Annotated in this window: 16 protein-coding genes and 1 tRNA gene; 7 read left to right on the top strand and 10 right to left on the bottom strand. The window is 58.5% G+C overall.

The features are described 5' to 3' along the window. On the top strand, window positions 1-237 hold a 237-nt coding region (locus G3572_RS18110; protein WP_240335621.1), incomplete at its 5' end, for a UDP-glucose/GDP-mannose dehydrogenase family protein. Between the two features lie 74 nt (window positions 238-311). On the opposite strand, the gene G3572_RS18105 is transcribed toward G3572_RS18110, so the two are convergent. The 4 genes from G3572_RS18105 to G3572_RS18090 all read right to left on the bottom strand — a co-directional run bounded on the left by G3572_RS18105 (window position 312) and on the right by G3572_RS18090 (window position 4,116). Beyond that, window positions 312-387, bottom strand: a tRNA-Thr gene (locus G3572_RS18105). Window positions 388-502: 115 nt separating this feature from the next. Continuing rightward, entirely contained in the window at window positions 503-1,984 is a 1,482-nt protein-coding gene (locus G3572_RS18100; RefSeq protein ID WP_164614529.1) for a heme biosynthesis protein HemY, read from the bottom strand. An 8-nt stretch (window positions 1,985-1,992) separates the two neighbouring features. After that, the gene (locus G3572_RS18095; protein WP_164614527.1) at window positions 1,993-3,324 is read right to left on the bottom strand and encodes a COG4223 family protein; all 1,332 of its coding nucleotides are present in this window, start codon (window positions 3,322-3,324) and stop codon (window positions 1,993-1,995) included. Between the two features lie 81 nt (window positions 3,325-3,405). Further along, window positions 3,406-4,116 (bottom strand): uroporphyrinogen-III synthase, encoded by a 711-nt coding sequence (locus G3572_RS18090; RefSeq protein ID WP_240335628.1) that lies wholly within the window; start codon window positions 4,114-4,116, stop codon window positions 3,406-3,408. A 72-nt stretch (window positions 4,117-4,188) separates the two neighbouring features. On the opposite strand from G3572_RS18090, the gene tsaD reads away from it, so the two are divergent. Genes tsaD through G3572_RS18075 form a run of 3 tightly spaced genes read left to right on the top strand, consistent with a single transcriptional unit; the run spans window position 4,189 to window position 6,040 of the window. Next, window positions 4,189-5,295, top strand: a complete 1,107-nt coding sequence (gene tsaD, locus G3572_RS18085; RefSeq protein WP_164614523.1) for a tRNA (adenosine(37)-N6)-threonylcarbamoyltransferase complex transferase subunit TsaD — start codon at window positions 4,189-4,191, stop codon at window positions 5,293-5,295. 56 nt (window positions 5,296-5,351) lie between these two features. Then, window positions 5,352-5,624, top strand: coding sequence for a YciI family protein (locus G3572_RS18080; RefSeq protein ID WP_164614521.1), 273 nt, complete (start codon window positions 5,352-5,354; stop codon window positions 5,622-5,624). After that, window positions 5,621-6,040 carry an EVE domain-containing protein gene (locus G3572_RS18075; RefSeq protein ID WP_164614519.1) on the top strand — a complete coding sequence of 140 codons (420 nt, stop codon included), beginning with the start codon at window positions 5,621-5,623 and terminating at the stop codon, window positions 6,038-6,040. The genes G3572_RS18080 and G3572_RS18075 overlap by 4 nt, the downstream gene beginning before the upstream one ends. 269 nt (window positions 6,041-6,309) lie before the next feature. On the opposite strand, the gene G3572_RS18070 is transcribed toward G3572_RS18075, so the two are convergent. The 3 genes from G3572_RS18070 to G3572_RS18060 form a co-directional block, all read right to left on the bottom strand. Further along, window positions 6,310-6,651, bottom strand: coding sequence for a DUF2853 family protein (locus tag G3572_RS18070; RefSeq protein ID WP_164614517.1), 342 nt, complete (start codon window positions 6,649-6,651; stop codon window positions 6,310-6,312). Window positions 6,652-6,827: 176 nt separating this feature from the next. Further along, window positions 6,828-8,213 carry an adenosylhomocysteinase gene (ahcY, locus tag G3572_RS18065; protein WP_164614515.1) on the bottom strand — a complete coding sequence of 462 codons (1,386 nt, stop codon included), beginning with the start codon at window positions 8,211-8,213 and terminating at the stop codon, window positions 6,828-6,830. Between the two features lie 73 nt (window positions 8,214-8,286). Continuing rightward, the gene (locus G3572_RS18060) at window positions 8,287-8,706 is read right to left on the bottom strand and encodes a hypothetical protein (RefSeq protein ID WP_164614513.1); all 420 of its coding nucleotides are present in this window, start codon (window positions 8,704-8,706) and stop codon (window positions 8,287-8,289) included. A 171-nt stretch (window positions 8,707-8,877) separates the two neighbouring features. Here G3572_RS18060 and G3572_RS18055 point away from each other — a divergent pair, with 171 nt between their 5' ends. Next, complete coding sequence (locus tag G3572_RS18055; protein WP_164614551.1) at window positions 8,878-9,444, top strand: HD domain-containing protein; 567 nt, start codon at window positions 8,878-8,880, stop codon at window positions 9,442-9,444. A gap of 64 nt (window positions 9,445-9,508) precedes the next feature. Here G3572_RS18055 and G3572_RS18050 read toward each other — a convergent pair whose 3' ends face one another. From G3572_RS18050 to G3572_RS18040, 3 genes are all read right to left on the bottom strand, one after another. Further along, on the bottom strand, window positions 9,509-9,823 hold the full coding sequence (locus G3572_RS18050; RefSeq protein WP_164614511.1) for an H-NS histone family protein: 315 nt from the start codon (window positions 9,821-9,823) through the stop codon (window positions 9,509-9,511). A 76-nt stretch (window positions 9,824-9,899) separates the two neighbouring features. Beyond that, window positions 9,900-10,454 carry an ActR/PrrA/RegA family redox response regulator transcription factor gene (locus G3572_RS18045; protein WP_164614509.1) on the bottom strand — a complete coding sequence of 185 codons (555 nt, stop codon included), beginning with the start codon at window positions 10,452-10,454 and terminating at the stop codon, window positions 9,900-9,902. Between the two features lie 67 nt (window positions 10,455-10,521). Continuing rightward, window positions 10,522-11,145 (bottom strand): SCO family protein, encoded by a 624-nt coding sequence (locus G3572_RS18040; protein WP_164614507.1) that lies wholly within the window; start codon window positions 11,143-11,145, stop codon window positions 10,522-10,524. Window positions 11,146-11,249: 104 nt separating this feature from the next. Here G3572_RS18040 and regB point away from each other — a divergent pair, with 104 nt between their 5' ends. Together regB and G3572_RS18030 are read left to right on the top strand one after the other, a co-directional pair. After that, the gene (regB, locus tag G3572_RS18035) at window positions 11,250-12,638 is read left to right on the top strand and encodes a sensor histidine kinase RegB (RefSeq protein ID WP_164614505.1); all 1,389 of its coding nucleotides are present in this window, start codon (window positions 11,250-11,252) and stop codon (window positions 12,636-12,638) included. 122 nt (window positions 12,639-12,760) lie between these two features. Beyond that, window positions 12,761-14,335, top strand: coding sequence for a PAS-domain containing protein (locus G3572_RS18030; protein WP_164614503.1), 1,575 nt, complete (start codon window positions 12,761-12,763; stop codon window positions 14,333-14,335). Window positions 14,336-14,346 lie beyond the last annotated feature (11 nt).

The following is a 14,346-nucleotide window of genomic DNA, read 5'->3' as shown; positions in this document are numbered from 1 at the left end:
CGCAAGGAAGGCGAGGCGCTGCTGCCGGGGGTGGAATGGCACGAAGACGCCTACACCGCCGCCGCAGAGGCCGAGTGCATCGTGATCCTGACCGAATGGAACCAGTTCCGCGCCCTCGACCTCGATCGCCTCGCCGCAACCATGAAAACCCCGCGCCTCGCCGACCTCAGAAACATCTACGCAAAACCAGAAGCCCTCGCCGCAGGATTCAAAGCATATGAAGGCGTCGGGCGGTAAGGGGCAGAAGCGACCGGATTGAACGCGGCAGATTCGCCTGAAAGCGGCTTCAGAAATCATTTCTGTCGGAAAACTGGTGCCGCTGAAGGGACTCGAACCCCCGACCCCATCATTACGAATGACGTGCTCTACCAGCTGAGCTACAGCGGCACTTTCTGGTTCGGTTCTAGTATGGTGGCGGACTGATCAAGTCAACCCCTGCCACCTGTCGAAAGACAGATCCTTGGCCCACAGACAGATCGTGTCGGTGGGCCAAGCTTGTTCCTCAATAGGTTGGTTTTGCGCCATTGCTTCGATCATCCGGCGCGGCAGTCGCGGTGACAACATCGGCATCTTCCGCCTCGGGTGTCGCGGGTTCGGACACCGGTGCCGGCGCCCCGACGATGAGCGGCAACAATTCGGTTCCTGTCGGGCTGGGGCCGGAACTGTCCACAGGTTCGCGCCAGCTCAAGGTATCAAAACCACCACAGTTTTCGCAGATCGGGTGCCACTGGGCATGGATCGCCTGGCATTTATCACAGCACCATTGCGGGCCGAGCGGCGCGGTAAGCGCGCGGGTGAGCCAACCCCGCACCACGGAATCGTCTTCCCCCTCGCCCCGCGCAATGGCTGCCATGATGGCCAAAGAGCGCTGTGTGGGATGGGTCGTCACAATCTCGCCAAGGGCACGGCGTGCGGCAGGGAAGTCTTCGGCTGCAACGCAGAGTTCGGCCAAAACCAGACGGGTCTGCTCGTTCTGCGGCTGAATATCTGTAAGCGTCTTGAAGCGCTTCAGTCGGGCGGCGGGGGTTTCTTCCGGTTCGATCTCCGCGAAAGCGGCTGCAAGGTCCGGGTGAGGATGCACATTCCAAGCCTTCTTCAAAACGCGTGTCGCGCCCTTCCGGTCTCCTTTGGCAATTAGGCTGCGTGCGGCCATTGCAGCGGCGGGGATAAGATCGGGCGACAGACGGTTGGCCTCTATCGCGGCCTCTCGCGCCTCGATACTGGCAGAGTCATCAAACACCGTCTTTGCCTCTTGCAGAGCAAGCACCGCATCGCGGCGTCGATAGACATCGCGCGGCAAGGCCCCGGCCTTGAGTTTTGCCCCGAGCGTCTGGCGGGCGCCTTTCCAATCCGATTTCTCTGATTGAAGTTTGAGCAAGATATCCTGCGTTTCCGAATGGCGCGGTTTCATTGCAAAGGCCTTTTCGGCCAGCTTCAGTGCCGTGTCAGTGTCACCCTCTGTCAGCTTTTGCTTCAAAAGGCCCCGCACACCGACAAAACGCGTCTTGTCATCGGCGAGCAGGCGCTTGTAAGCCTCTGTCGCGCGCTTGGTGTCGCCCGCAGCCTCGGCCGACTGCGCCATCAGCAGGTTGGTCAATTCCGGTTTGGCCAGATAACGCTCTGCCCGTTGGGCGCGCGCCATTGCGACCTTGCCTTCACCCGAAGCGAGCGCAAGGAAACCCTCGGTCAGCGCCTGATACCCTTTGCGCTCTCGGTTGCGATCAAAGTACCGGGAAATTGCCGTCTCGTCTCCAGAGAGAAAGCGCAGGACGGCCACCACGAAGCTGACAATCTTGAAGACAATCCATAGCGAGACAATCAGGACGAGGGACAGGATGACAACCTGCAACGGTCCCAGCGTCAGTTCCCATCCGGCAACCGCGATCCGAAGCGCGCCTTCGGTGTCGAGCAAAACACCCGCCCCATGCGCAAGGGCTGCGATGAAAAACACAAACAAGATGACTTTGAGCAAGGTCCAAAGCATGTGATGGTCTACCCTTCCACGCCAGCCGAAAGCGCCGAGACGGCGGCAATCGCCTCAAGTCTCTGGCGCGCCAAGGCCGACCAATCGGCCATTCTGGCCTGCCCTTCCGGCGGAAGGTTCTCGAGTTCGGCAAGCGCCTGAGCAATGTCGCCGGCCTTCACTGCAGCTTCGGCGCGCGAGAGCACTGCGTCTGGATCGTTGCCTTCACGCGGGACGAGAGAGCGCGCTCCTGTGGACGTTTGCAGGAAGGACGCCACCCGATCTGACCAGCTTTCGCCCATATTTGCTTTCAAGGATGCTTCCAGCGCTTCGCGCGCAGCGGGCGGATAGGCGTCTTGCAAAAGGGCACGCGATGGAACGCCGCTCTCAGCCAATGCCGCAAGCTCTGCCGGGATTTGCGCGTCTGGAATATCCGCCAGGGCCCCGGCGAAAGGCGCGCCGCTTTCAAGCGCAGCCTGAACGCGGCCCAGCGCAGCAGCAACAACTGCCCGTTGCGCAGTTCTTTCCGCTTCGGCCCGCAAGGCTGCGGCCTGCGCTTCTGCTTCGGCCAGACGCGCCTCGGTTTGTGCGGCCAAGGTTTCGATCCCTGCGTTTGCATCAGCGCCCGATGCTTGCAGTTGGGCAACTTCCGCCCGCAGGCTTTCAACGGCGCCGATCAGATCGGCAGCGTTTGCATCTCCGACAAGGAAGGTCCCCTGATCTTCGGCAGACGCGATCTTGTTTTCAACCTCTGCCAATCTCGCGGCAAGATCGCTGACCTCCGGCCCGACTGCCGGCTCGGCGACGGGCCGTGCCTCAAGATCCGTGATGCGGGATGAAAGGCGCGCTATCACGTCGGGAGCCGCCTCGAGTGTTTCGATCCGTGCCGCCAACTCGGCAATCTGGGCCTCGGTCGATTGGGTTTGGGTGTCTGATGTGCCTATGCCCGGGAAGGGAACAAAGACGGCCAACGCATATCCTGCGGCGGCGGCGACCACGCCACCTAGGGCAGTGCCAAGAAAGCCGTTGCTGCGCTGTGACGCCTGTTGGTTGGGCAATGGATCACGCGGGCTGTCATTGGCCGGTTTGGTTGCCGTGTCTTCCGCAACAGGAACAGACTGCTCCATCTGTCCGGCCGGGTTGTCCCCGCCTTCTGAAACGCCGCCACTTTCCGCCGCAACCGGAGGCTCAATTTCGGCGTCAGGGCGGGGCGGCTCTTCGATCACAATCGGCGCAACCTCTTCGGTTTGCGACGGTTCGATCGTGGCGTTTTCAACGGATTCGACGATTGGCGTTGCTGCAGCGCTGCCGCCGACCTCTTCCTCTGCGGGCTTTGCACTGGAGGGGGGGCGTTTGGCCATATCGACAATCCTGACTTTACGGTGACTAGGGCGCGCCTCGCGCCCGCCTGATCTGATCCTAATCCCGCGGGACTTCCGGCATCAAGCAGTGAAGATAAAACGATCCAAGGCCGAGAACAGTTCCGCTTGTGTCGGGCCTGTGGCCACTATCATCTGCCGGGCTGGGCAATCGGCAAAAATTGACGCGATTGCAGGGCTGAGCGCAGCGATGCAGAGGCGCGGCCAAAGATCCGCCCCCTCAGCGACATCCGCCAAGGCGCGACGAAATACCTCGGCACTTCGTGGCGAGAACAAAGGGGCGATCACATCGCCGCTTGCTTCAAGAACGCCGCGCGCTTCTGACGATAGCGGTTGCGGCTCTTGCGCATAAACGATCACCTCTTGCGCGGGCACCCCCGCAGACTGCAACCGCGCCGCCAGATCGCCGCGGGCTTCGCGTCCGCGCATATGCAGAAAAGGGGCATGTTCGGGGCGGGTGAGGAGAAGGCGGAGCAAATCATCGGCGTTGCCGTCTGCCGATTGCGCGGAAAAGCCCAAGCCAGATGCAACCTCTGCAGTTCTTTCGCCAACACAATAAGCGCGCGCGGGCAGCCTGCCCAGCATAGCCGCGGCGGCTTGCGCGCCAGTCTCTGACGTAAGGATGACTGCGCCGAACGGCCCTTTTGGCAGGTCAGGCAGGAAATAGCTTGGCGCAAGAAGCGGAGACAGCACCGGACGCACGCGCGTGCCATAACGCTCCGTCGCCGCATCGGCAAAGCGGCTGGCCTGCGGCTGGGGCCGGGTGATAAGCATCGGAAGGACGCGGGATTGCGGGACCATGCGCATGGTGTTACCTGCGGATAACCCACGGCGCAACGGCGGACCATGCAATCTAGCCCGAACCTCCCCGGCCTGACTTTCCTTGGCATCGAATCCAGCTGTGATGATTCAGCGGCTGCAATCGTTCGCATGAACGATAGGGCGGAAATTCTGTCTTCGGTCGTTGAGGGTCAGGTCAACCTGCATGCAGAGTTCGGGGGCGTCGTGCCGGAAATTGCCGCACGGGCCCACGCGGAACGGCTCGACGGTTGCGTAGAGCGTGCGATGGCCGAGGCCGGGGTGAGTTTTGCAGAACTGGACGGAATTGCTGTAACAGCAGGGCCGGGATTGATCGGGGGGGTGCTTTCCGGCGTCATGCTGGCCAAGGGGCTGGCAGCGGGAACCGGACTGCCGCTGATCGGCGTCAATCATCTTGCCGGTCACGCGCTGACTCCACGACTCACCGATGGACTGCCCTTTCCTTACCTCATGCTGCTGGTGTCGGGTGGTCATTGCCAGTTTCTTATAGTGAGCGGGCCGGACTCTTTCCGGCGCATCGGCGGCACCATTGATGACGCCCCGGGCGAGGCGTTTGACAAGACCGCAAAATTGCTCGGCCTGCCTCAGCCCGGAGGCCCTGCGGTGGAAGCAGAGGCCGCTTTGGGCAATCCGGCGCGCTTTGTGTTTCCACGGCCTTTGTTGGACAAGCCGGGGTGCGATATGTCGTTCTCGGGGCTCAAGACAGCGTTGCTGCGAACACGCGATACGGTGATCGCCGAAAAGGGTGGCCTGACAAAAGCCGACCGCCGCGATCTTTGCGCAGGATTTCAGACAGCGATGGTGGGCGTGCTCGAGGAAAAGACGCGCCGTGCGTTGGAGGTCTATCTGGAGGCGTCCCCCGCCGTGCCTGCACTTGCTGTTGCAGGCGGCGTTGCAGCAAACACAGCCGTTCGGACCGCTCTGGAAGATGTCTGCGCGAAAGCATCCGTTCGATTTCTGGCCCCCCCGCTGCGCCTATGCACTGACAACGCGGCAATGATTGCCTATGCGGGCCTTGAACGTTTTCAAATGGGTTTGCGCGATGACGCTAACCTTTCAGCGCGCCCGCGCTGGCCGCTGGATCAGACCGCACCTGCGATGATCGGATCAGGAAAAAAGGGTGCAAAAGCTTGATAGGGGGCCCACGCCCCCCGTTGCCATCCGTCCCCACTGCGAAAAAGGAACCTCTTATGCGCGTCGCCCTCATCTGCATTGACAAAGCCGGACATTTGCAAACCCGTCTGGACAACCGTGCGGCCCATCTTGAGCATATCAAGAGCAGCGGCATCGTTGAAATGGCGGGGCCTTTTCTGGATGCGGACGGGTCGATGATCGGAAGCCTTGTCATCCTGTCGGTAGAGTCGATGGATCAAGCCCGAGATTGGGCCGAGGCCGACCCCTATGCCAAAGCCGGACTTTTCGAAAGCGTGGCGATGCGCGAGTGGAAAAAGGTGATCGGATGAATTTTTGGCTGTTCAAGTCAGAACCTGACGCGTGGAGCTGGGATCAGCAGGTCGCACGCGGCGAGGCCGGAGAGGAATGGACAGGCGTTCGCAACTATCAGGCGCGCAACAACATGCGCAGCATGAAGATCGGGGATCGGGGGTTTTTCTACCATTCCAATATCGGCAAGGAAATTGTTGGCGTGGTCGAGGTCATTCGTGAAAGCGCGCCTGACAGCACAAGCGAAGACCCGCGCTGGGACTGCGTGGTGATAAAGGCCGTGACTCCGGTCAAACGGCCGGTGTCCTTGGAGGAATGCAAGGACGTGCCGGGGCTGGAGAATATGGCGCTTGTCAAAAACACCCGCCTTTCGGTGCAGCCCGTCAGCCCCGCCGAATGGGATATCGTTTGCCGGCTTGCCGGATTGACGCCCTGAATGGGTAACGTGCTGCGCTGTATGTAGTGACCACTCAGAGATGATAGAAATGGAGGGCCCCGGTCAGACCAAGACCCTCCATCCACCCCACGTGCTCCCCTGGCACCACACGTGTTCTGAAATAGGGTCTTGGGCATACTGCCGCTCTATTTCAGACTAACCCAAACTATTGCAATGACGCAAGAATTGGTCCGTTAAAACTTGGCGCAAGTTTTTCACGAACAAAAAAGGCCCCGATCTTCGGGGCCCTACGTCAGGTCTGCTTTTGCCTAGCTGTAAACAGCTTCTTTGCCAAAGTGTTTGACCAGCATGTAATACACGACAGCGCGGTATTTGCTGCGATTGGACCGACCGTATGTGTCGATGACAGCATTGATGGCTTCCATCAGCTTGGGGCTATCGGCAAGACCAAGCTTCTTCATCAGGAAGTTCTTCTTGATGGTTTCAAGCTCTGCCGGATCGCTGCCCGCAACCGTGGAGGAGTCATCGTTGTAGATCGCCGGACCACAACCGATTGTCACCTTGGTCAACAAGGCCATGTCCGGTGTGATGCTGCACTTGGTGGAAAGCTCTTCCGCGTATTTGGCGATCAGCTCGTCGCGTTTGCTCATCTTCACTATCCCTATAAGACTCGGTTACCACGCGCCCGGTTTGTTTTTCACCTCGGCTGCGCCAGAATCTTAGCCAGAAAACATCCAACCGACCAAGGGAAAAGTCGCTGCGTTTTCCCCCTGTGGATAGGGATAAGTCGGGGCGGCCACTCTGGGCGGGCCGCCCCGTTACAGACTTAATAGCGATAGTGATCTGACTTGAACGGCCCTTCGACCGATACCCCGATGTAGTCGGCCTGTTCGCGGCGCAGTTCGGTCAGTTTCACACCAATTTTCTTGAGATGCAGGCGGGCGACCTTTTCGTCCAGCGCCTTGGGCAAAATGTAGACGCCGGGCTTGTATTCGCTGCCCTTCGTCCAAAGTTCGATCTGCGCCAGAACCTGGTTTGTGAACGAGGCTGACATCACAAAGGACGGGTGCCCTGTGGCGTTGCCAAGATTGAGCAGCCGCCCTTCGGACAGCAGGATGATGCGATTGCCATTCGGCATCTCGATCATATCAACCTGATCCTTGATGTTCGTCCACTTGTGGTTCCGAAGCGCGGCCACCTGAATTTCATTGTCGAAATGGCCGATGTTGCCGACGATCGCCATATCCTTCATTTCACGGATATGTTCGATGCGGATCACATCACGGTTGCCGGTGGTGGTGATGAATATGTCTGCGCTGGCCACGACATCTTCCAGCAGGACAACTTCAAACCCATCCATCGCGGCTTGCAGAGCACAGATGGGGTCCACTTCGGTGACCTTCACGCGCGCGCCGGCACCTTGCAACGATGCGGCAGAGCCTTTGCCCACGTCACCGTAGCCACAGACAACCGCGACCTTGCCCGCCATCATCGTATCGGTTGCGCGGCGGATGCCGTCGACCAGACTCTCCTTGCACCCATATTTGTTATCGAACTTCGATTTGGTGACAGAGTCATTCACGTTGATAGCCGGGAACGGAAGCTGACCCTTTTTGTGCAGGTCATAAAGCCGGTGCACACCCGTTGTCGTTTCTTCCGAGACGCCCTTGATGGCAGCTTTCGTCTTGGTGAACCAACCCGGCGACTGCTTCATCCGCTTGATGATCTGCTGCTTGATGACCTCTTCTTCTTCGGATTGGGGAACAGAGAGGACATCTTCGCCCGCCTCCATCCGCGCACCAAGCAAGACATAGAGCGTGGCGTCACCGCCATCGTCAAGGATCATGTTCGCGCCTTCGGGGAACATGAAGGAACGGTCGAGATAATCCCAATGTTCGGCCAAGGTCTGCCCTTTGACTGCAAAAACCGGAATTCCCTGTGCGGCGATGGCCGCTGCGGCGTGATCTTGGGTCGAGAAGATGTTGCATGAGGCCCAGCGCACGTCAGCCCCCAGCGCCACGAGCGTCTCGATCAGTACGGCCGTCTGGATTGTCATGTGGAGAGAGCCGACGATGCGGGCTCCCTTGAGCGGCTGGCTGTCACCGAACTCTTCACGGCAAGCCATCAGCCCGGGCATTTCAGTTTCGGCGATGGTCAGTTCCTTGCGCCCGAATTCAGCAAGCGCAATATCCTTCACGACGTAGTCGGCCATGTTCAACGTCTCCTATCTGTTGAACGTGGCCTTACCATCGAAGACGGCCTGAAACAACGGAGCAAACGGCTGGTCAGCTAAGCGGATTGTCTGGCAGAATGTCTCGGGCCTCCATGCCCTCTGACCAGCCAAAACCTGAACCGACGATACAGGCCAAGCCATCACTCCCGACATGCAAGAGGGTCCAGGTGCCCATTACGTCCGAAGTCCAAAGTTCCACCTTAGCCTGATGTTCCAGCCACTCGGCGTGGAAACCTTCGGCGAAATCATGGGCCAGCGATGCGGTGATCACATCTTTATTATCGCAAAGCGGGTCCTGGACGGTCTGGGGAAGCTTTGCGACAAAATCGTGGACCGAAAGGCCCGGTGTCGCAGGAAAGGCAGCGACAGGGGATATCTGGGCTGCGTCGAAGGCCCGATTGGTGCGGTCAATCGCACCGAAGTACCCAATGGCAACAGCGCCGAGGGCCAACAATGGAAGCGGATTGAACATCTGATGGTCTTTCGATTTACCTCGTTCGTAAAGTCAACGAGGGCAAAGCGGAAAAAGTTCCAAATTCGCCTGCTGATAGCATTTGATCCGCGAAAGACGCGGCGTTACCTACCCGCATAAACCTGCAAAGCGAGGAACGGGGTGGCGAAACCAAAACGAGCATGGCAACGGATGCTGTCTGGTCGGCGGCTAGATCTACTTGACCCTACCCCTGTGGATATCGAGATCGAGGACATCGCCCACGGCTTGGCCTTTGTGGCCAGATGGAACGGCCAGACGCGGGGCGATTGGCCATATTCGGTGGCCGAACATTCCTTGTTGGTCGAAAAAATCTTCAGCCGACAGGCTGCTGGTATTTCTGCCAGATGGAAACTGGCAGCGCTTCTTCACGATGCGCCGGAATATGTGATCGGCGACATGATTTCCCCCGTCAAGGCAGCCGTGGGGGCAGCCTATGGCGTGCTAGACGAAAGACTTGCCGCCGCTGTGCATTTACGTTTTGGCCTGCCCGCCTTGCTCCCGCCCGAGATCAAGGCCCAGATCAAGGCCGCCGACAGGATTTCTGCCTGGATGGAAGCGGTAAGCATTGCGGGATTTTCCGAGTCCGAGGCAAACAAGCTTTTCGGACGTCCGAATGCGCCGCTTGTGACGGGGCTGAAAGTCGAACTGCGTGCACCAGCAACGGTTCGCGCCGAATTCATCGAACGCCACAGCAGGTTACTGGACGAAATCGGCTGATCGCTGGCCCCAGCGCCGACAATTTCATAAAATGAAAAAGCCATCCCGAAGGACGGCTTTTCGATCAAAGCGCCAAATCCTCGGCCTTCTTGCCGGCTTGCAAGGCAGCTTCAAACCAGCGTGGTTTGCGGCCGCGACCTGACCAAGTGTCCGAAGGATCGTCAGGGTTTGCATACTTTGCGACCGCCGGAGAGCGTTTGCGCCCAGACGAGACGCCGGTCAACTCTGCCAATGAAAATCCCATTGCGCGGGCTTTTTCCTCAAGCTCTGCCAGAGCTTCTTTCTTGCGGCGATCTTCGTATCCGTTGATGGCCTTGGCAACTTGCGACTGAAGATCTTTCAACTCTTTAAGGGACAGTTCATTTAAATTTATGTCCACGTTAGTATCCTTATTGGAAGTTGAACCCTTCCAATACCTGTAAATGCAGGAATGTTCAAGGATAGCGGAAAGGCTGCTATTTCGGGCTGCGCTTTGCCAAGATCCGCTGCAATGTTCTGCGATGCATCGACAACCGACGCGCCGTTTCAGAAACGTTGCGGTCACACATTTCGTAGACACGCTGAATATGTTCCCAGCGCACCCTGTCAGCAGACATCGGGTTTTCAGGCGGTGCAGGCATTGCTGCGCCCTTTGACAGCAGAGCGTTGGTCACATCGTTGGCATCTGCGGGCTTTGACAGATAATCGATTGCACCAATTTTTACCGCCGCTACAGCGGTTGCAATTGCGCCATACCCCGTCAATACCACAATCCGGCAATCGGGCCGGCGTTCACGAAGCGCTTCCACGACATCAAGGCCATTGCCATCTTCAAGCCGCAGATCGACCACCGCAAAAGCCGGCGGACGCGATTGGGCAATGGCCTTGCCCGCCGCCACGCTTTCGGCGGTCTCGGGAACAAACCCCCGACGTTCCATCGCGCGTGCCAGACGTTTGACGAAGGGTTCGTCGTCGTCGACCAGCAAAAGCGAGCGGTCTGGTCCCAGATCGGCCGTCACGTCTTCTGCCATCGGGTTTCCTCTGTTAAATCCTGCGTTTCAGTGAAACTAGGTTGCTTATCTGCCCGGGTCAATTTTTCTAGCGGGAAGGTGCATTTGCGGCAAAGCAGGCAACGCGCTGCGCCATCTGTTCGGCGGTGTCATCGCGGCGGAAGAAGTCGACAAAGCCCACGCCCGGCAAAGTCAGATAGGTAAAAGTCGAATGGTCCACCAGATAGTAATCCGGGTCGCCATCCTGCTTGCGGTAAAAGGTCTTATAGGCCTGTGAAGCCGTTCTGACCTGTTCGGGCGTTCCGGTCAGGCCAATCATTTTGGGGTGAAGGTTATCGGTGAATTCAGCCAGAACTTCTGGCGTATCCCGCTCGGGGTCGACCGAAATGAAGACAGGCGTTACGTCCACGCCCATTTCTTCCAGCAGATCAACGGCGTCCGCGTTTCGGGCGGCGTCGAGTGGGCAGACATCCGGACAGAAGGTATAACCAAAGTAAATGAGGGATGGCTTGGTCAGCACATCGGCATCGGTGACAGTCGCCCCGCTCTCATCCACCAGCGTGAAGGGGCCGCCAATGTCGCCGCCACCCACCTGACCGCCACGGCACTGTGCGAAGGCATCATCCTCTTGCTTCAGGTAGACATAGAGTCCGGTTCCGCCGAGAAGCCCGGCCACTGCCGCAGCAGCAAGTGCTGCATAAAATCTCGTCATCGTCGCTCTCCACGTTAACTCTTGCCTGCCCGGGTCCGCGCATTGATCCCGAGAGCAAGCGCGCCTAACACTGGTCTAGATACTGACATTGGACGAGGGATACCATGCTTTCCCAAGGCGCTGCTTTGCTTTCCCGTGATACACGCAGCGACTGGGTGCGCCTCAGAACCCTTATTTTCCTCCGTTGGATGGCCATAGCGGGACAATTGGCCGCAATCACCGTGGCAGATCGCTATTACGAAATGCAGTTGCCTCTGGGGCTATGCTATCTGGCGGTCGGGGCTTCCATCGTCGCGAACCTTGTGTCGGTCTTCGTGTTCCCTGAAAACAAGCGCCTCTCGGAAGCCGAGGCGATGCTGGTGCTGCTTTTCGATCTCTCGCAGCTTTCGTTTCTGTTGTATCTCACGGGGGGGCTGACAAACCCGTTTGCGCTACTGATCCTCGCGCCCGTCACCATTTCCGCCTCTGCGCTTGAACTGCGCACAACGCTTTTTCTGGGCAGCCTGTCGATCATTTTCATCACGGTGATCGCCTTTGTGCATGTGCCCCTGCAATACTCGGATGGCTCCGTCCTTTCGATCCCCACGCTCTTTGAGTTCGGTTTCTGGTTGTCGATCGTGATCGGTATCCTCTTTCTTGGCTTCTACTCCCGCCGGATCGCCACAGAAATCCGGTCCATGTCCGATGCCCTTCTGGCGACCCAGATGGCCTTGGCGCGGGAACAGAAGCTGACCGATCTTGGCGGCGTTGTCGCGGCCGCCGCGCATGAACTGGGAACGCCGCTTGCGACCATCAAACTTGTGTCAGCCGAAATGATGGACGAGCTGGAAGGGCAACCTGCGCTTCTGGAAGACGCGCGGCTGATCCGCGAGCAGGCTGATAGATGCCGTGACATCCTTCATTCCATGGGCCGCGCCGGAAAAGACGATCTCCACATGCGCTCGGTTCCACTTGCCGTGCTGGTGACAGAAGCGGCAGAACCCCATCAAACCCGCGGCAAACATGTGGAGCTTACCTTTCTGCCCGGACAGGGCGGCAGCGAGCGCCAGCCGACAGTCAGCCGGCGTCCAGAAGTCATTCACGGGTTGCGCAACCTGATCCAGAACGCTGTCGACTTCGCAAACTCGACCGTTTGGGTGCATGGCGAGTGGACGGAACACACGATCAGCATCCGTATCGTCGACGATGGCGATGGATTTCCATCGCATGTGATTGGTAGAATCGGCGATCCCTTTGTGCGCAGCCGCAGATCTTCGCAGGATCTGGCAATGCGCCCGGAATATGAAGGCATGGGTCTGGGCCTGTTCATCGCAAAAACCCTCCTCGAGCGAACCGGCGCCGACCTTACCTTTGGCAACGCATCAGACCCGTTTCTGACCCCGGCAGAGCGCCCCTTGCGTAGCGGCGCAATCGTCGAGGTTGTATGGCCGTCGGAGCGCTTGGCGCAATCACCTGACCGTGCCTTGGGGCAAAATGCACCTTTCGGGGCATAAGCGGAAAAAATAGGCTAAGGATATCGCCACTTGTTTATCCAAAACCGAGTTTAACGTTGTGTTAACTTTGTCTTAACAAACTATACCATAGGTTGACGCTACGTTGTTTCCGCGGGAACCTGATGGATAGCTCTTTCATCTTCGGCCTCGGCATAGGCTTGACAGCTATTCTCGCCGCTCTTGGTGGCATTCTTTTGCTTACCGCGCTGCAAGCCAACCGAAAGCCTGTTCGCGAAAGCATATTCGACGAACGACAAAAGGGGGCCTTGTTTCTGTTCGATGGCGATACGCTGATCGACTGCACTCCAGGCGCTCAGGCACTGTTGGCGGCATCGCCCGCTCCCGGCACCGCGTGGGTGAAGCTTCTGGCCTATCTGTCGAAAGTGTTTCCCAGGATCGAAGAACAATTGTCGAAACTGCCTGATGAAGGAGTGGTAACACTGGCTTCGGATGAAACGGCAGAACAGCCCCTACTTGTGCTGGCCGAACAGCGGGGCGGGCTTTCGCGCATCACCATTGTTGATCCGGAGACGGAAGGCAGGGGCTTTGGGCAAGATCCGCTGGCCCATCGGTCCATGACAGAAGAACTGGCTTTTCTCCAATCCATGCTGTCCCGCGCACCTTTTCTGGCGTGGCGTGAAAAAGATAATGGCGATATTATATGGGCCAATACCGCCTATCTTCTGAATGCCGGCGATCTGCTGCCGCCGGGGAAAGAGCTTACCTGGCCCCTCCCCCGCCTGTTTGACAAGACCGCCACGCAGCAGGGCGCTTCTGGCCAGCGTCAAAAGTTGCGGTTTCCCGACGGCTCGGCGGCTTGGTTCGATCTTATCAGCATGCCTGATGGAGATGGGCTTCGGGTCTATGCCCTCCATGCCGATTCCGCCGTGCAGGCAGAGGCCACATTGCGCGATTTCATGCAGACGTTGGCCAAGACCTTTGCGCATTTGCCCATCGGGCTGGCAATTTTTGATAGTCGGCGCCACTTGCAGCTTTTCAATCCTGCCCTCTTGGACCTGACGGGCCTGCCACCCGATTTCCTGTCGCGCCGACCTTCGCTTCTGGCCGTGCTGGATGCCCTGCGCGATCAGAACATGGTGCCAGAACCGAAGGACTATCGCGGTTGGCGCAAGCAGATCACAGATATGGAACGCGCGGCGGCATCCGGTGTCTATGAGGAAACATGGAACCTGCCAGGCGGCCAGACCTATAAAGTGATCGGCAGGCCGCATCCTAACGGGGCGCTAGCCCTGATGATTGAAGACATTTCGAACGAAATCACCCGCACCCGCCGCTATCGCGCGGATCTCGAGCTTGGACAGTCGGTGATCGACTCCATGGATGAGGCAATGGCCGTGTTTTCAGAGACCGGCATTCTGGTGATGACAAATGCCGCCTATGCCAAACTTTGGGGTCATGACCCGGCCGAAAATCTCACAACAGACGGAATCACCTCCTTGGCGCGCCACTGGCGCAGCAAAACCGCTCCGAATGGGGTCTGGGCAGAGGCCGAGGAATTTGTCTGCACCATAGGCGACCGCACCATCTGGAGCGATGAGGTGCGCATGCTGGACGGGCGCCTGATAAGCTGCCGCTTCACGCCCCTTTCTGCCGGAGCGACTTTGGTCAGTTTTCGAGCAGAGCATGACACAAAGGATAAACTGCAGTTTTCAGCCCATGAACGGCGATCTGCCTGAGGGGTTCGGCT

The organism is Pseudotabrizicola algicola (assembly GCF_010915705.1).
Classification (GTDB): Bacteria; Pseudomonadota; Alphaproteobacteria; order Rhodobacterales; family Rhodobacteraceae; genus Pseudotabrizicola; species Pseudotabrizicola algicola.
Note: the sequence above shows the minus strand (reverse complement) of the source record. Positions and strands in the feature narration are given on the sequence as shown.